The organism is Paracoccus caeni, assembly GCF_016629665.1.
GTDB classification, from domain to species: Bacteria; Pseudomonadota; Alphaproteobacteria; order Rhodobacterales; family Rhodobacteraceae; genus Paracoccus; species Paracoccus caeni.
Genome location: NZ_JAEPRQ010000001.1, coordinates 1,132,667 through 1,148,421 on the forward strand (window position 1 = coordinate 1,132,667; position 15,755 = coordinate 1,148,421).

General features: G+C 61.1%; 16 protein-coding genes and 1 tRNA gene. 11 read left to right on the forward strand and 6 right to left on the reverse strand.

The window, feature by feature from the left end; all coding sequences use genetic code 11:
* Positions 1-53: 53 nt before the first annotated feature.
* Positions 54-659, reverse strand: a complete 606-nt coding sequence (locus JJJ17_RS05395; RefSeq protein ID WP_234463878.1) for an SH3 domain-containing protein — start codon at positions 657-659, stop codon at positions 54-56.
* Positions 660-858: 199 nt separating this feature from the next.
* Here JJJ17_RS05395 and JJJ17_RS05400 point away from each other — a divergent pair, with 199 nt between their 5' ends.
* Entirely contained in the window at positions 859-1,860 is a 1,002-nt protein-coding gene (locus JJJ17_RS05400; protein ID WP_200684314.1) for a 2-hydroxyacid dehydrogenase, read from the forward strand.
* A 7-nt stretch (positions 1,861-1,867) separates the two neighbouring features.
* Positions 1,868-3,022: an MFS transporter gene (locus tag JJJ17_RS05405; RefSeq protein WP_200684315.1), complete on the forward strand. Its 1,155-nt coding sequence runs from the start codon at positions 1,868-1,870 to the stop codon at positions 3,020-3,022.
* Positions 3,023-3,055: 33 nt separating this feature from the next.
* On the opposite strand, the gene JJJ17_RS05410 is transcribed toward JJJ17_RS05405, so the two are convergent.
* On the reverse strand, positions 3,056-3,577 hold the full coding sequence (locus JJJ17_RS05410; RefSeq protein ID WP_200684316.1) for a hypothetical protein: 522 nt from the start codon (positions 3,575-3,577) through the stop codon (positions 3,056-3,058).
* 262 nt (positions 3,578-3,839) lie between these two features.
* Between JJJ17_RS05410 and JJJ17_RS05415 the strand changes: the two genes are divergently transcribed.
* Entirely contained in the window at positions 3,840-4,577 is a 738-nt protein-coding gene (locus JJJ17_RS05415; protein WP_325168766.1) for a LysE family translocator, read from the forward strand.
* Between the two features lie 16 nt (positions 4,578-4,593).
* Here the strand turns inward: JJJ17_RS05415 and panB are convergent, their stop codons facing one another.
* Both panB and panC read right to left on the reverse strand, forming a co-directional pair.
* On the reverse strand, positions 4,594-5,403 hold the full coding sequence (panB, locus tag JJJ17_RS05420) for a 3-methyl-2-oxobutanoate hydroxymethyltransferase (RefSeq protein ID WP_200684317.1): 810 nt from the start codon (positions 5,401-5,403) through the stop codon (positions 4,594-4,596).
* Positions 5,404-5,413: 10 nt separating this feature from the next.
* Positions 5,414-6,271: a pantoate--beta-alanine ligase gene (panC, locus tag JJJ17_RS05425; RefSeq protein ID WP_200684318.1), complete on the reverse strand. Its 858-nt coding sequence runs from the start codon at positions 6,269-6,271 to the stop codon at positions 5,414-5,416.
* Between the two features lie 177 nt (positions 6,272-6,448).
* Here panC and JJJ17_RS05430 point away from each other — a divergent pair, with 177 nt between their 5' ends.
* Entirely contained in the window at positions 6,449-8,950 is a 2,502-nt protein-coding gene (locus JJJ17_RS05430) for a GcvT family protein (protein WP_200684319.1), read from the forward strand.
* Between the two features lie 77 nt (positions 8,951-9,027).
* Here JJJ17_RS05430 and JJJ17_RS05435 read toward each other — a convergent pair whose 3' ends face one another.
* Together JJJ17_RS05435 and JJJ17_RS05440 are read right to left on the reverse strand one after the other, a co-directional pair.
* The gene (locus JJJ17_RS05435) at positions 9,028-9,606 is read right to left on the reverse strand and encodes a TetR/AcrR family transcriptional regulator (protein ID WP_200684321.1); all 579 of its coding nucleotides are present in this window, start codon (positions 9,604-9,606) and stop codon (positions 9,028-9,030) included.
* A gap of 307 nt (positions 9,607-9,913) precedes the next feature.
* Positions 9,914-9,988 (reverse strand) — tRNA-Gly (locus JJJ17_RS05440).
* 151 nt (positions 9,989-10,139) lie between these two features.
* Here JJJ17_RS05440 and JJJ17_RS05445 point away from each other — a divergent pair.
* From JJJ17_RS05445 to JJJ17_RS05475, 7 genes are all read left to right on the forward strand, one after another.
* The gene (locus JJJ17_RS05445) at positions 10,140-10,769 is read left to right on the forward strand and encodes a DUF5671 domain-containing protein (RefSeq protein ID WP_234463879.1); all 630 of its coding nucleotides are present in this window, start codon (positions 10,140-10,142) and stop codon (positions 10,767-10,769) included.
* A complete protein-coding gene (locus JJJ17_RS05450) occupies positions 10,762-11,148 on the forward strand; it encodes a hypothetical protein (protein WP_200684323.1) in 387 nt (128 codons plus the stop codon). Before JJJ17_RS05445 ends, JJJ17_RS05450 begins: the two co-directional genes overlap by 8 nt.
* 417 nt (positions 11,149-11,565) lie before the next feature.
* On the forward strand, positions 11,566-12,054 hold the full coding sequence (locus tag JJJ17_RS20635) for a CatB-related O-acetyltransferase (protein WP_200684325.1): 489 nt from the start codon (positions 11,566-11,568) through the stop codon (positions 12,052-12,054).
* A 106-nt stretch (positions 12,055-12,160) separates the two neighbouring features.
* Entirely contained in the window at positions 12,161-13,078 is a 918-nt protein-coding gene (locus JJJ17_RS05460) for a manganese-dependent inorganic pyrophosphatase (protein WP_200684327.1), read from the forward strand.
* Positions 13,078-13,947: a TIGR01459 family HAD-type hydrolase gene (locus JJJ17_RS05465; RefSeq protein ID WP_200684329.1), complete on the forward strand. Its 870-nt coding sequence runs from the start codon at positions 13,078-13,080 to the stop codon at positions 13,945-13,947. Before JJJ17_RS05460 ends, JJJ17_RS05465 begins: the two co-directional genes overlap by 1 nt.
* Before the next feature lie 368 nt (positions 13,948-14,315).
* Positions 14,316-15,095, forward strand: coding sequence for a peptidoglycan-binding protein (locus JJJ17_RS05470; protein WP_200684331.1), 780 nt, complete (start codon positions 14,316-14,318; stop codon positions 15,093-15,095).
* A gap of 189 nt (positions 15,096-15,284) precedes the next feature.
* A complete protein-coding gene (locus JJJ17_RS05475) occupies positions 15,285-15,728 on the forward strand; it encodes a MaoC family dehydratase (protein ID WP_200684333.1) in 444 nt (147 codons plus the stop codon).
* The last annotated feature ends 27 nt before the right edge of the window (positions 15,729-15,755 follow it).

The window sequence follows — 15,755 nt, forward strand, 5'->3', positions numbered from 1 at the left end:
ACCCACGATGACCGCGCCATGCAAAACGGCGCGGATTTTCGTGTGCATCGGGCCTATTCGCGGGTCTCGGTGGCGTCCACGCCCCAGATGCTGGTCTTGGGAACCCAACCGCGCTGCCCGCCGCCCGAGACGCGGCACCAGTCCAGATTGCATTCGCCAAGGCGCACGATGGCGCCGGATTCGGCCCGTGCGACAACGCCTGAATCCATGTTCGGGCGGCTGCGCAATTCGGCCATGTCCTGCGTGATCAGCGCGGTTCGGACGCCCGACAGAAGCGCGTAGTGAATCCAGCCCCCGGCACCGTCCTTGTCCTCGACCCGACGCCAGTGGCCAAACTCGGCGACCACGCGCAGCGGCATTCCCGCATGGCGGAAAACCCAGTCGATCCGGTGCGACAGGCTGGGACCGCGCCGGGCGTTCCCCTCGCTGCCCTTCAGGCTGACATAGCGCGGCAGCGGCAGATTGGTCACCGCCCCTCGGGTGCCTGCCTGTCCTTCGCCCTGAACGCGGGTGATCTGCGCATCCGCCGATTGCGGAACCTGTTGTTGTTCGACACGCACCTGCGGCGTCTCGGCCCATGCGGTCAATGACGTGCCCAGCATCAGCCCGAATGCCAGTAACGCCGCGGGCAGATGCCCGCCTGACTTAAACGACTTCATATAGTCCGTTCCTGTCTTCCCGACCGTCGCCGGCCACCCCTCGCCTCTGTCATCGGGATATTGCGGACGGACCGTTGAAAATCGGCCCTGCCTGCTATCCCTTGGGACTTGTGCCTGCCCCTCAACGCGGGCAGTTTGCCAAAAGCCGTGCGGCTTTGGAAGTGCGCCGCCGACACGAGTTCGAGAAAGTGAGGTTACCATGTCCGGCCTGCAACCTTCACGCCACAAATTGCGCGTCTCGGTCACCCGTCAATTACCCGAGGCGGTCGAAACGCGCATGAAAGAGCTGTTCGATGTGACGCTGCGCGAGGATGAGCGTCGGTTGAACCGCGAAGAGCTGGTGCGGATGATGCAGGACACCGACGTTCTGGTGCCGACGGTGACCGATCAGATCGATGCAAACATGCTGGCGCAGGCGGGCGAGCGGTTGAAACTGATCGCGAATTTCGGCGCGGGCGTGGACCATCTTGACGTGCAGTCGGCCCGGCAGCGCGGCATTCTGGTGTCGAACACGCCCGGCGTCGCGACCGAGGATACCGCCGACATGACGATCGGCCTGATCCTTGCCGTCACCCGCCGCATTCCTGAAGGTCTGGCCGAGATGCAGGCCGGGCGCTGGCAGGGCTGGTCGCCGACCTCGCATCTGGGCGGGCGCGTCGGCGGGCGGCGTCTGGGCATTCTGGGCATGGGCCGGATCGGTCAGGCCGTCGCGCGGCGTGCCAATGTTTTCGGCATGCAGGTCCACTACCATAACCGCCGCCGCCTGCGCCCCGAGATCGAAGAGGATCTGCAGGCGACCTATTGGGAAAGCCTTGATCAGATGTTGGCGCGGATGGACGTGATCAGCGTCAACGCACCGCATACGCCCTCGACCTTCCACCTGCTGAATGCGCGGCGGCTGAAGCTGCTGAAGCCAAGCGCGGTTGTCGTGAACACCTCTCGCGGCGAGGTGATCGATGAGAACGCCCTGACCCGGATGCTGCGCGCGGGCGAGATCGCCGGTGCCGGGCTTGACGTGTTCGAGCATGGGCACGAAATCAATCCGCGCCTTCGCGAACTGCCGAATGTGGTCCTGCTGCCGCATATGGGCAGCGCCACGATCGAAGGCCGGATGGAGATGGGTGAGAAAGTCATCATCAATATCAAGACCTTTGCCGATGGCCACCGGCCGCCGGATCTGGTCGTTCCTTCAATGCTCTAGGACGGTCATGTCGAAATTCCTTGAGGCGCGGCTTGCCGTTTCCGGCATGTTCTTCCTGAATGGCCTGATGGTCGGAAGCTGGGCACCGAAAGTGCCCGTGGTCATGGACCGGCTGAATATCAGCGAGTCGGTGATGGGGCTTCTGGTGCTGTGCCTTGGCATCGGCTCGGTCCTGATGATGCCGGTTTTCGGCGGTCTGGTGGCGCGGCGTGGATCGGTCTTCGCGGTGCGGCTTGGCGCGGTGCTGCTGACGCCTGCGCTGCTTCTGATTTCGCTGGCACCTAACCCGTGGATCGCCGGGCTGGCGATTGCGTGGTTCGGCGCGTCCATGGGCGGGATGGATGTGGCGATGAACGCCAATGCCGTGTCGGTCGAGCGGGGCTGGAAGCGCGCGATCATGTCCTCGTGCCACGGGTTCTGGAGCCTTGGCGGGCTGGTGGGCGCCGGTCTGGGCGGCGTTGCCTTGGCCAAACTGGGCGAAATCGGGCATGCGGTGGCGGTGACGGCGGTTGTGGCTGCGGGGCTGGCGCTGCTGTGGCACAGGCTGCTGCAGGACGCGCCGGAAGCGGGGGCGGGCGGTCATGTCCCGTTGCGCCTGCCGCGGTCGCCCTTGCCTTATGTCATCGGCCTTGTGGCCTTGTGCTGCATGATCCCTGAAGGGGCGATCCTTGACTGGGCGGCGGTCTATCTGCGGCGCGAATTGGGAGCGTCGCTGTCAATGGCGGGTCTGGGCTTTGCGGCCTGTGCGGGGACGATGGCGGTGATGCGTTTTCTGGGCGACCTGATCCGGCAGCGGCTGGGCGCGGTAACGACGCTGAGGATCAGCGCGGTCATCGCGATTGCCGGACTTGCGGTGGCAGGTTTTGCGCCCTCGCCTTGGGCCGCGATCATAGGCTTCGGGATCGCGGGGGTCGGGCTTGCGAATATGGTGCCGATCGCCTTTTCCGCCGCCGGAAACCTGCCCGGTCTGGGTCACGGGATCGGGCTGTCGGTGGTCACGACGATGGGCTATTCCGGCATCCTACTGGCCCCCGGCAGCATTGGTTTTCTTGCCGAAAAGCTAAGTTTTGCGACGATTTTCGTAGGTCTTGCCGTGCTGTTGCTGCTGCCGCTGGCACTGTCGCGGCTGGCAGGGACGGCGGATTTCGACGGCGGGCATTGAGGCGGCGATAGCGCCTTCTTTCAAAGGCTTCCGTCAGTCGATCAGATGCAGGTTGCCGCGGGTGCCATCCATGTCGAAATCCTGTAGCAATCGGATCGTCCGGGGCTTGGCGCTGCATCCGAACCGATAGGTACGGTAGGAATTCCAAGTGACGAGGTGGAGATCGTCGCGGGCTATGGCATTGACCAGAATCCGGGCCTCGACAAGGTCTTCCGGACCTTCGCCGGGAAAATCCAGATCGATCTCTGGCGCGACTGGACCATCATAGGCCAGCCAACCGCTGTGATCGAAAAAATCTAGTATTATGAGCAGTCTGGCATCCAGAAGTCGTGGATCGTCCAGATATTGCAGACGAAATCGGCATATTTGAATGGGTGGAGTGGGGATCTCGGATGTGACCTCGTCGAGGTGTGACGACAGCGCCTCGGCAGAGACGATTTGTCCCCAGTTATATTCCGTGTCCTGCGGCTCATCTGCTGCGCTTCGGATGAAGAACGCGACCGCAACAGCCGCAGCAAGGAAGGCCAATCCCGTCAACGGGAGGCGCGGGTTCATGGTCGTCTCATGCAATAACTTTGATCTGCCATGACTTTAGCCGGGTTCGGTTCGTCGGGCAATCTGTCGGGCTACGGCTTGCGGGCGTTGCAATCGGTATTTTCGCAACGGAGAAATGCCGGGCGGGGTTTCGATTAGCAAATGCTGGGATTATCGCTGCACAGGGCGGGCACTGAATAGGCACAGGATGTACACAGCATGTGCACCGCTGATGATGCGCACTGTGCCCTGAAACGAGCCGAAATCGCCTCCGTGGTGACTGATGCCGGAAGCCTGCCCTGCGAACGGAGCTGGCGTTCACAAAATACTTGCACCACCATCAGCCCTATGGATTGCTCGGACCTCCAACAGGAGGAATATGATGTCTTTTGAACAATGGCTCGCCTTCGCAGCGGCATCCGCCGTCTTGCTGGCAATTCCGGGTCCCACGATTTTGCTGGTCATCTCCTATGCGCTTGGGCACGGCAAAAAGGCCGCAGGGGCGACGGTCGGCGGTGTTGCTCTTGGCGATTTTACCGCCATGACAGCTTCCATGCTTGGTCTTGGAGCGCTGCTTGCAGCCTCGGCCACGTTGTTTACCGTGTTGAAATGGGTCGGCGCTGCCTATCTGATTTACCTTGGTGTGAAGCTCTGGCGCGCGCCGGTTTCGGCAGGGACGACAGGCGCGAATGCCGAAGCATCGCCGAAAGAAAGACCTATACGGATTTTCCTGCACACCTATATCGTCACCGCGCTTAATCCGAAGAGCATCATCTTCTTCGTCGCGTTCCTGCCCCAGTTCCTGAACACGGCGCAGCCGGTATTGCCGCAAATGATCATCTTCGAGACGACGTTTCTTGTGCTGGCGATCCTGAACGCGGGTTTCTATGCGTTGATGGCGTCGATGGCGCGCAAGTCGATCCGTAAGCCGGGCGTGCAACGGGTGGTTAACCGGGTTGGCGGGTCATTAATGATCGCTGCGGGCGCGCTGGCCGCAAGCTGGAAACGAGCTGCAGCCTGACGGTCGCTCAGCGCATTCAGCGATAGACCTGATCGTCGCCCGGAAAGCTGCGGTCGCGGACGGCGGCGGCATATTCGGCGATGGCTTCGCTGGCGCGTGGGCCGAGATCGCTGAACTTCTTCACGAAGCGCGGCACCCGGCCTGACAGGCCCAGCATGTCGTCCAGCACCAGCACCTGACCGTCGCAATTCTTCGACGCGCCGATGCCGATTGTCGGGATCTTCACCGCTTCGGTGATGCGGTCGGCAAGGGGCTCCATCACCCCCTCGACCACGACCGAGAAGGCTCCGGCGGCCTCAACATCAATGGCGTCCTGAATATGGGCGGGCCATGTGGCCGGGTCGCGGCCCTGGGTCTTGAAGCCGCCAAGGGTCATCGTCGCCTGCGGGGTCAGGCCGATATGGGCCATGACCGGGATGCCGCGTTCGGTCAGGAAGCGGATGGTGGGCGCCATGCGGCTGCCGCCTTCCAGCTTCACCGCGCCGCAGCCGGTTTCCGCCATGACGCGGGCCGAGTTGCGGAACGCCTGTTCGGGGCTTTCCTCATAGGACCCGAAGGGCATGTCGATGACCACCATTGCCTTGTCCGAGCCGCGCATGACCGCCTGACCGTGCAGGATCATCATTTCCAGCGTGACGCCGATGGTCGAAGGCAGGCCGTGGACCACCATGCCAAGGCTGTCGCCGACAAGGATCACATCGGCATGGGCATCGACCAGCGCGGCCATCGGTGCGGTATAAGCGGTCAGCGTCACGATGGGGGTGTCGCCTTTGCGGGCGGCGATCTGCGGAACGGTGATGCGTTTTACCGGGGCCTGTGCGGACATGGGAACCTCCTCAGGGGTGGGCGACGCGCTGGTCGATCAGCAGCACATCACCAAAACCGACGGCCAGCAGGATCACCACGGGGCGGGTGATCGCGGTGATCTTTGACAGATCGGCGGCGTTGCGAATGTCGATCGAGCGGACAGTGCCGCGCGGCTCGGCCCGCAGGATGCGGCGAAGCTCGGCCCGGACGGCGGAGAGGGGGGCGCCTTCGGCCACCATCGCCTCGGCCCGGTCAAGCGCGCGGGGCAGGACCGGGGCGGCGGCGCGATCCTCGGGCGACAGGCGGCGGTTGCGGGACGACATGGCAAGGCCGTCAGCTTCGCGCACCGTAGGCACGCCGATGATCTGGACCGGCATATCCAGATCGGCGACCATCTGGCGGATGATGGTGAGCTGTTGGTAGTCCTTTTCGCCGAAAGCTGCGGCGTCGGGTTGGACGATGTTGAACAGCTTTGTCACCACCGTCGCGACGCCACGGAAATGGCCGGGGCGCAGGCGGCCCATCAGCATTTTCGCAAGGCCGGTGGTTTCCACGATGGTCTGCGCGCCGGGGCGGTAGATGTCCTCGACACCCGGCAAGAATACGGCATCGCAGCCGACCTCTTCCAGCATGCGAAGATCGTTCGCCTCGTCCCGAGGGTATTTGGCCAGATCCTCGTTCGGGCCGAATTGCGTCGGGTTGACGAAGATCGAGGTGACGATGCGACCGCCGCCCTGCTGATCCAGCCAGTCGCGGGCGCGGCGCACCAATGTCAGGTGGCCATCATGAAGCGCCCCCATCGTGGGCACCAGCGCCACGGAGTGACCCTGTTTGCGCCATTCGGCCACGCAGTCGCGCATGGCCTGCTTGTTGCGGCAAATCTCCATCGCGTCCCCTTTGCCCCCCGCGGTGTCGGGCGCAACCTAAGGCCAAGTCCCGGATTCGCCAAGTGCTGCATTGCAGCATGTCGTTTTTCGCTGACAATGGTCGGGCCTTATCTGACGGGGCGTCATTCGCTCTGGCAGATACGGTGCAGAAACTTGAGGCCAAAGGGAGTCGCCGGGATGAAGTCGCATGTGAAGGTTCTGGTGGTCGGGGGCGGCGCTGTTGGCTGCGGTATCGCCCTGCATCTGGCCCGCGCCGGATGGGAAACGATGCTGGTCGAGCGGGATGAGCTGACCGCAGGCTCCACATGGCATGCCGCGGGGCTGCTGCCTTTGTTCAACATGGGCTACGCCACCAGCCATATCCACGATTATTCGGTCAAGCTTTATGCTGAGCTTGAGGCCCAGACCGGGCTGAACGCGGGCTTCACCCGCTGCGGCAACCTGCGCATGGCGCAGACGCAGGACCGGATGGATGAATATCAGCTTTATTCCGCCATCGCCGAGACGGTGAATGTCGAGCATGAATTCCTGACCCCGAAAGAGATCAAGGACCGCTGGCCGCTGGTCAATATCGACGGGCTGAAGGGCGCGCTGTTCCACCCGACCGACGGCTATATCAACCCCGCCGATGTGACGCAGGCGATGGCCAAGGGCGCACGGATGGCCGGTGCCACGATCGAGCGTAAGATTCAGGTCAACGGCTATCAGTGGACCGGCAGCGAATGGATCGTCACCTGCGAGAAGATGGTGGACAAGGGCGGCAATCTGGTGCCCTCGGGCGAGATTTTCGAGATCCGGGCCGAGCATGTCGTCACCGCGACCGGCAACCACGCCCAACGGACCGCGCGTCTGCTGGGCATCAAGATCCCGGCCATTCCGGTCGAACACCAGTTCATCGTCACCGAACCCGATCCGGCGCTGCTGAAATGGCGTGCCGAGGGTAACCCGGAACACCCGGTTCTGCGTGATGCCGATGCCAAATGGTATGTCCGCGAAGAACGCGGCGGCTGGATCCTTGGCCCGTACGAGCGGAATGCGCCTGCACGGTTCCTCTATGACGTGCCGGAGACCTTCCGCGCCGATCTGTTCCCGCTGGATCTGGAGCGGATCGAGGAAGAATATATGTCGATGATCCACCGGCTTCCGTCCTCGGAAACGGTTGGTCTGAAGGACGATTTCAACGGCCCGATCTGCTATACCCCGGACGGGAACCCGCTGGTCGGCCCGGCGCCCGGTCTGCGCAATATGTGGCTGGCCGAGGGCTTCAGCTTCGGCATCACCGCAGCAGGCGGCGTCGGCCATTACCTTGCGCAGATGATGACGCAGGGCGAGGCCGAGATCGACATGGCCAGCCTTGATCCGCGCCGTTATGGGCGCTGGATGACCACCGAATATGCGGCGCGGAAGAACGAGGAATGCTATGAGCATGTCTTCATCCTTCACCACCCCGATGAAGAGCGGGAAGCCTGCCGTCCGCTGCGCACCTCGCCCGCCTATGACCGCCAAAAGGCGCGCGGCGCGCAATTCGGCAGCGTCAATGGCTGGGATCGCCCGAACTATTACGGCCCGCTGGATGCGCCTGCCGATTTCGACCACAATGCCCGCAGCTTCCGTCGCGGCGGCTGGTGGCAATATGCCAAGGCCGAGGCCGAGGCGATCCGCAATACCGCAGGTCTGATCGACGCGACCGCCTTTGCCAAGCACATGGTGAAAGGGCCGGGGGCGACGGCGTTCCTTGACTGGTTGACCACCAACAAGCTGCCGAAAGTCGGCCGGATCAACCTGACCTATGCGCTGACCAATGCCGGTACCACTCATACCGAATACACCATCGTCCGGCTGGCCGAGAATGACTATTATCTGGTCTCGGCCGGGGCGTGGCAGGATTATGACGGCGACAATCTGGTGAAGTCGGCGGAAGACTTTATGGCCAATGGTGGTGACTTCGTCAGCGTGCAGGACGTGACCACGCAATGGGGCGTCTTCGCCATCGCAGGTCCGAAATCGCGCGACATCCTGAAGAAGCTGATCGGCGATGCCGACCCGGCGACCGCGCTGTCCAACAAGCGCTTCCCCTGGCTCTCGGCCAAGAAGATCGAGCTTGGCATGGTGCCGGTGAATGCCATCCGCGTCGCCTATACCGGCGAACTTGGCTGGGAGCTGCACCACCCGATCGAGATGCAGAACCACTTGTTCGACCGGCTCATGGAAGCGGGCGAACCCGAGGGGATGAAGCTGGTCGGTGGTCGGGCGCAGAACTGGCTGCGGCAGGAGAAATCCTATCGCGCCTTCGGCACCGAACTGGGCCGCGACGCGACCCCGCTGGAAGCCGCGCTGGACCGCTTTGTCGATCTGGACAAGGACTTCAAGGGCAAGCAGGCGATGCTGGACAAGGGCGTCCGCTTCAAATGCGTGACCGTGCTGATCGACGGGCCGGAAGATGCCGATCCCTGGGGCCGCGAGGGTCTGTTTGCCGATGGCGAGCGGGTCGGGCGTCTGACCTCGGGTGGCTATTCGGTGGGCTTTGGCAAGCAGATCGGTATGGGCTATGTCCGCCCCGATCTGGCCGAGCCGGGCACCAAGCTGAAGGTCCGCATGTTCCGCGAATTGTGGGATGCCGAAGTGACCGAAGACAGCCCCTTCGATCCGACCAACGCGAAGATCCGCGTCGACGGCTGAGTCGCGAAAAACAGCCCTAGAGACCATGACAGGACGGCTTTGCCGTCCTGTTTTTCATTACCAGTAAAAAAATTCTTCTACCCGTTCCGCGCGATCAGATTGTTCAGCATTTCGCTGAAAGCGGGAGCCTTGAACGGCGCCGAAGGCGGTCTTTCCCGACCCAGTTCAAGCGATGCATAGCCATGCGTCATCGCCCAGAGCGTCGTTTCAAATTCGTCCGGCGCAGTTCCCTTGGAATAGGGTGCAGAGGCCTCTTGCAAGATCAGATAGCTGCGGGTTGCGACCTTGCTCAGATCGGGGCTGGGCGTCCGAAGCTCATCGAACATCAGCCGGAACAGCGACATCCGATTTGCCGCAAACTGTATATATGAAAGGCAGATAGCCTCCAGTTTCTCGAAACTGTGCCGCAGCCGCTGATCGTCGCGGGCTGTCGCAAGCGCCGCCGCGAAGAGGACAAAGCCGCGCTGCGCAATTGCGTGGCGCAGTCCCGGCAGACCGTCGAAATAATGGGCCGGGGCTGCGTGAGAAACGCCCGCACGGGCGGCGATTCGGCGCAGGCTTAGCCCCTCGGTAGCTTGCTCATCCAGCAATTCAATCCCCGCGAGAATCAGCGCCTCGCGAACGTCGCCTCGACCAGTGTTTATTGAGGGATTCATGCGATGCTGCATTGCAGAAACTTGACAGTGTAAAGCTTTCCATAGATGCTTATCGCACCCGGAATTTTACGTGTCGTGCGGCCACACACGCACCTGATGAATGAGTTATTCCCGGGCAGCCCGTCGAAGGCTCTGGTCTGAGTGGTAGTCATTGTTGTTTTTTGTGTGTCAGACCAGAGCCCGCGCGGATCGCGTATGTCGTGGCCGATACGATGCCTTTTCCTGCCGACGAACATCGCCGAGGACAACCGAAACAAATGTAAATCAAGAAGGCCGGGCTTTGTATCGCCCGGCCTTCTTGATTTTCTGGAGCGGGCGATGAGATTCGAACTCACGACCCTAACCTTGGCAAGGTTATGCTCTACCCCTGAGCTACGCCCGCATCCGTTACCGTCAGCGTTGCCGCCTTCGGTGAGGGGTGATTTATGGGACTGTGTCAGGGGGTGCAAGGGGTATTTTCACCTTTTCAGCGGATTTTTTCCGTGGCGTTGACTTGCTGGCCGGAAGGGCTGAACCTGCGACCGGCAACAGCAATGAGGTTTACCGTGGGGGCAGCCGATCAGCTATCGGATTTCGTGCGCAAGGCGATGGAGGGGGGCCATGGCGAAGAGCGGATTCGCAGCGCCTTGACCCAGACCGGATGGTCGCCCGCCGAAATCGACACCGCCCTTGCCGGATGGCAGCCGGTCGATGATCTGCCTGCAGTGCCACGTCCGCGCGCCTATGTCTCTGCCCGCGAGGCGATGCTTTACACGCTGTTGATGGTCGCGCTGGCGGTGGTCTGCTGGCACGTGCTGAGCCTTGGTTTCCACGTCGTCGATACAGCGATCCCCGATCTTAGCGAACGAGGGTATGTGGATAACTGGTCTATGCGTTTCTCGATCGCGGCCATCATAGCGTTTCTGCCGATCTTCGTGCTTCTGGATCACCGGATGGCGGCGCGGTTGCAGGGGCGCGAATTGCGTCGTCGGTCGCAGGTGCGGCGGATTTTCGCCTCGATCACCGTGCTGATCGCGGCGCTGGTGGTTCTGGGCGATGTGGTCGCGATCATCTATGCGCTTCTTTCGGGCGATCTGACATTGCGCTTCATCGTCAAGGCGGTGCTTGTCGGTGGCGTGGCCCTGCTGGTCGCCGCCTGTTATCACGAGGATCTGGATGGTTAGGAAATGGCCGGTTTGGGGCTTCGTCGCGCTGTGTCTGGCGGTGTTGGTGGCGGGGCTGATCGCCACCGGCGGTCCCGCACAGGGTCGCGCCGAGAAGCGGGATCAGGTGCGGACAGGTGATCTGTCCGCTTTGTATCAACTGCTGCTGTGCAAGGCGCGTGAGACGGGGTCGCTCGGCACCGATCCGACGCCCACGGAAGCCTGTCCGATGACGCCGCGTCTGGCGGACCCATTCACCGCTGCGCCCTATCGGGTTGAGTTGGTGGATGCGCAGAACCTGCGCCTTTGCGCTGATTTCGAGATCGGCGTGAACAAGCAGGCGGACTACTTTACCCACGATGCTGACGGATGTCTGATCGAGCGGGTGGAACTGGAGTGAAGCGGCCGAAAAATGCCCGTATCCCGCATGATGGCGTCGAAATCTTCAGACATATTAACCGAGGTCGTGCTGAGCCCGCGAGATACTGATCCCGCAAGTCACGGCCTTTGCTGGCTTTCCTTTCGTCCCATCCTGATTTAGTCAGCGAGAACCCAGAGGGAGTGCAAGGTGATAGAGTCTCCATTTGTTCCACCGTCAATCACTATCGCCTCTCCGGTGATCAGGGCAAAAATCTTCGCCAAACGCGCGGTCGTGGAAGGACCAGCGAAAATCGGGGGCGTCCGGCATTTCGATGTCGATAGCTTCGGGGCGTTTTCGTTCTGCCGTGGCGGATGGTTCGGGGCGGTCAAGTCTATCGGCAGGTTCTGTTCCCTCGCGCCCGATGTCACGATCGGTCCCGACGAACACAAAACCTCCATGCTTTCCACAAGCACTTTTCTGAACAGCCATAGCTGGGACTGCGAGGAACTGGAGCAGTTTCGCGCCCGCAACAAGGACATCCTTACAAGCACTTTGGACGCTATTCGTGCGCCGACCTCGCGCAACAGAATGCAGGTGGTGATCGGAAATGACGTCTGGATCGGTCAGGGGGCGATCATCCGCAAAGGCGTGACGATTGGCGACGGCGCTGTCATCGGCGCCAACTCTGTCATCTCGCGCGATGTGGCACCTTACGAGATCGTCATGGGCGTCCCCGCGCAGAGTTTGCGTTATCGTTTCGATATGAAGACGGTCGAGCGTTTGACCGAGGCGAAGTGGTGGGAATTCAGTCTCGAATCTCTGGATGGCGTCCCGTGGCACGACCCGGATGCGGCCTCGATCCAACTGCTGCAGCGTCGGCAACAGAACGATTTCGCGCCCGCTGTGTATCCGCGGATCACATATCCGGCGGACACTGACGGCTGAGCCTCGCGTCGGCTGACACCCCAACAGTTGCGGTCTGCCCGCGTGGACATCACCCTTGGGTCATCCTATAAGGCGCGCGACCTCCTGACCTTGCAAAGGTGCATATATGATCAAGGTATTCGGCCATACCGCCCCCGACACCGACTCGACCGGCTCGCCCATCATCTGGGCCTGGTATCTGAACGAGGTTCGCAAAACCCCGGCAAAGGCGGTCCTGCAGGGCGAACCGAATACTGAGGCGGCGTGGATGCTGACCCGTTGGAGCCTCGACAAGCCCGAGATCATCTCGGACGTGGCGGCGGGCGATCAATGTGTGATCGTGGATACCAACAACCCGGCTGAACTGCCTGACAGCATCAACGATGCCGATGTGATCGAGATCATCGATCACCACATGCTGGCCGGTGGCATCAAGACTCGCGCGCCGATCAATATCACCGTCCGCCCGCTGGCCTGCACCGCCACCATTCTGCATGACCTGATCGGCGACGACATCTCGCGCGCGCCGGAAGGTGTGAAGGGCGCGATGCTGACCTGTATCCTGTCGGACACGCTGGAATTCCGCAGCCCGACCACGACCGCGCATGACCGTCATGTCGCCGAAAAGCTGGCCGCCGATCTGCGCATCAATATCACCGATTACGCGGCCGAGATGTTTGCGGCGAAGTCCGATGTCAGCGCCTTCTCGGATGAGGCGCTGTTGCGGATGGACAGCAAGGAATACGAGCTGAACGGCAAGCAGTTGCGCGTCTCGGTTCTGGAAACCACGGCGCCGCAGGTGCTGTTGGACCGCAAGGACGCGCTGATCGCCGCCATGCCGGTGGTGGCCGCGGCTGACGGTGCCGATCAGGTGCTGCTGTTCATCGTCGATATTTTGAACGAACAGGCGACGCTGCTGGTCCCGAACGACTATGTGAAGCAGATCGCCGAAAAGAGCTTCGGCGTCGCGGTTGCAGGCGACAGTGTCGTCCTGCCGGGCGTCATGAGCCGCAAGAAACAAATCATCCCGGTATTGGCAGTCTGATGTCGCGCATCGTATCTTCTCTTGCACAGATCTCGCTGAATTACGACGCGGTTTACTGTGATCTCTGGGGCTGTCTGCATAACGGCAAGGCGGCCTATCCCGCCGCGGTTGAGGCGCTGCAAACCTATCGCCGCAGCGGTGGCCGGGTGGTGCTGATGACCAACGCACCGCGCCCGTATCCCTATGTCGAGGCGCAGCTTGACCGCATGGGCGTGCCACGCGATGCATGGGATATGGTGGTCAGTTCGGGCGATGCGGCGCAGGACGCGATGTTCGCGGGGGCGGTGGGCCAGAAGGTCTGGCACGTCGGCACCGCCAAGGATGACGGCTTTTTCAACGATATTCCGCCGGAATGGGCAGATGCGCCGCAAGTCACGCGTGTTTCGCTGGAAGAGGCTGACGGCATCGTCGTCACCGGCCCGTTCGACGAAATCAACGAGGCGCCTGAAGATTACCGCACCCGCTTCGCCGCTGCGCTGGAGCGTGGGTTGCCGCTGCTTTGCGCCAATCCCGACGTGGTCGTGGATATGGGCGAGACGCGCATCTACTGCGCCGGCGCGCTGGCCGAGTTCTATGAGGATATGGGCGGCAAATCGCTGTATTTCGGCAAGCCGCATCCGCCGATCTACGAACGCGCACATCGGTTGATGAATCTGGCGCAGAATGCGCGGATTCTGGTGATCGGCGACGGGATCAATACCGATGTGAAGGGCGCGCAGCAGGAAGGCATCGATTGCCTGTTCGTGACCGGCGGTCTTGCGGCTGACAATTTCGGCGATGATGTCGAAAACCCGGTCGGCGAGCGGCTGAACGAATGGCTGAGCCTGCATCTGATGCAGCCCGAGTTCAGCATCGGACGTCTGCGCTGATAACTTTCGAATGAAGCGATAAAGCCCGCGCCCAAGGTGCGGGCTTTTTGTTTTGCCGGGTCATATTTTCGATTGAATTAACCAGTGCGGTCAAATGGCCCGCACAATGTTTCATATTTTCAACAGCATATTGTTAAACTTCAATGAATTACATTGATTGTCATGCTGAATAGACGGCATCATTCCGTGATTATAATGAATATATACCGTTAAGTTCAGATATGTTAAATTTGATGCAGCTCGGCAAACGATACTGAAGATATCGTCATCGCGGGCGGGAATTTCGGCTTTGGATCGAAATTCAGGGCAACGGCACTATCCGGCAGCAAGAACTGACACTTGGTCAATTTTTTCACCAGGAGCTTGCAATGGGACTGTCCAGAACAATTGCCTTTTCCGAACTGGTCATCGATCGGCGCAGAATTAACGGCGACCTTATCGGGGCGCGGAATGTAACGATGCTGACCCTGATCGGCAATCCGCGCGGCAACTATGATCAGGAATGCAGATCGCCGACGAACCGGGCCATTCTTGCGCAGACCGTGTCGCGCGATGTCGGTCCGTTCAGTGTGACCGGGTTGAAGCCCGCCGTTGAGACGCTTGAACGCATTTTGGCGCAGGTCAAACGGGAAGAGCGTGCGGTTTACGACGTGCTTGGGCATGTCGGGATGATGTGCTGTCGTTATGTGCGTGGCTCCCGCTCGGCGATTTCCAACCATTCATGGGGCACGGCGATCGATCTGACGCTTGAGGGCAGACTGGACAGCAGGGGCGATAACCGCACGCAAGAGGGGCTTTTGAAACTGCGCCCGATTTTCAATGAGCATGGGTTTTTCTGGGGTGCGGCGTTCACGACCGAAGATTCGATGCATTTCGAGGCGTCGGATCAACTGATCCGCAGATGGGCCGATGACGGGCTGCTGAATGGAACCCCGTCTGGCACCGTCGGTTTGATCGATTTCGGTGATCGCGGATCCGCGGTCGAGGATCTGCAGAAGAAGCTGAACCTGCTGCTTGGATTGGATCTGGATGTCGATGGCATCTTCGGTCCGGCGACACGGGCGGCGGTGATGGAGTTTCAGCGGAGCAATGGTCTTGTCGTGGATGGTATCGTCGGGCCCAAAACCAGAGAGAGACTAGAGGCGTAGGGCCTCGCGTAGCTGGCATCATTCGAGGGTTGTGGGACAGCCAAGGGCGGTTCGGTGCCTCACGCGGGGTTCTGGTATCGCAATAAAGTGACCATACCTTTGTCGTATGTGAAATTTTATTGCGCAAAAGTGAAATTGCTGCTATGCAGCATAAGTATCGCTCAATCACGTTGACCTGCCCGAGGCCCCATGTTGGACAATCTTCCGCGCGGCACGATCTTTCTCGAAGATATCGAGATCGGCATGACCCGGCATCTGCAAAAGCAGGTGACGGACGAGGATATCGGGATGTTCGCCGCCATCTCGACCGACCGCAATCCGGTGCATCTGGATGAGGAATATGCCCGCGAAACCACATTCGAGGGGCGGATAGCGCATGGAATGCTGACCGCCAGCCTGATCTCGGCGGTGATTGGGGAACAACTGCCCGGACATGGCACCATCTATCTGGGCCAGACGCTGAAGTTCATGGCGCCGGTTCGGCCCGGCGACATGGTGCGTGCAGAAGTGACAGTCGAAGGGATCGAATATGCGAAACGCCGTGTCACGCTTGCAACCCGCTGCATCGTGGGTGATACGGTCGTCCTGAAAGGCGAGGCGGTTGTCATGGCCCCAAGCCGGAAGTTCGACTGACGAGGCGGCATCCGCCTCATTGGGGGC

Coding starts and splice junctions, on each gene's coding strand:
- JJJ17_RS05395 (WP_234463878.1), bottom strand. CDS start 659: ATGAAGTCGTTTAAGTCAGGCGGGCATCTGCCCGCGGCGTTACTGGCA.
- JJJ17_RS05400 (WP_200684314.1), top strand. CDS start 859: ATGTCCGGCCTGCAACCTTCACGCCACAAATTGCGCGTCTCGGTCACC.
- JJJ17_RS05405 (WP_200684315.1), top strand. CDS start 1,868: ATGTCGAAATTCCTTGAGGCGCGGCTTGCCGTTTCCGGCATGTTCTTC.
- JJJ17_RS05410 (WP_200684316.1), bottom strand. CDS start 3,577: ATGAACCCGCGCCTCCCGTTGACGGGATTGGCCTTCCTTGCTGCGGCT.
- JJJ17_RS05415 (WP_325168766.1), top strand. CDS start 3,840: ATGCCGGAAGCCTGCCCTGCGAACGGAGCTGGCGTTCACAAAATACTT.
- panB (WP_200684317.1), bottom strand. CDS start 5,403: ATGTCCGCACAGGCCCCGGTAAAACGCATCACCGTTCCGCAGATCGCC.
- panC (WP_200684318.1), bottom strand. CDS start 6,271: ATGGAGATTTGCCGCAACAAGCAGGCCATGCGCGACTGCGTGGCCGAA.
- JJJ17_RS05430 (WP_200684319.1), top strand. CDS start 6,449: ATGAAGTCGCATGTGAAGGTTCTGGTGGTCGGGGGCGGCGCTGTTGGC.
- JJJ17_RS05435 (WP_200684321.1), bottom strand. CDS start 9,606: ATGAATCCCTCAATAAACACTGGTCGAGGCGACGTTCGCGAGGCGCTG.
- JJJ17_RS05445 (WP_234463879.1), top strand. CDS start 10,140: ATGAGGTTTACCGTGGGGGCAGCCGATCAGCTATCGGATTTCGTGCGC.
- JJJ17_RS05450 (WP_200684323.1), top strand. CDS start 10,762: ATGGTTAGGAAATGGCCGGTTTGGGGCTTCGTCGCGCTGTGTCTGGCG.
- JJJ17_RS20635 (WP_200684325.1), top strand. CDS start 11,566: ATGCTTTCCACAAGCACTTTTCTGAACAGCCATAGCTGGGACTGCGAG.
- JJJ17_RS05460 (WP_200684327.1), top strand. CDS start 12,161: ATGATCAAGGTATTCGGCCATACCGCCCCCGACACCGACTCGACCGGC.
- JJJ17_RS05465 (WP_200684329.1), top strand. CDS start 13,078: ATGTCGCGCATCGTATCTTCTCTTGCACAGATCTCGCTGAATTACGAC.
- JJJ17_RS05470 (WP_200684331.1), top strand. CDS start 14,316: ATGGGACTGTCCAGAACAATTGCCTTTTCCGAACTGGTCATCGATCGG.
- JJJ17_RS05475 (WP_200684333.1), top strand. CDS start 15,285: ATGTTGGACAATCTTCCGCGCGGCACGATCTTTCTCGAAGATATCGAG.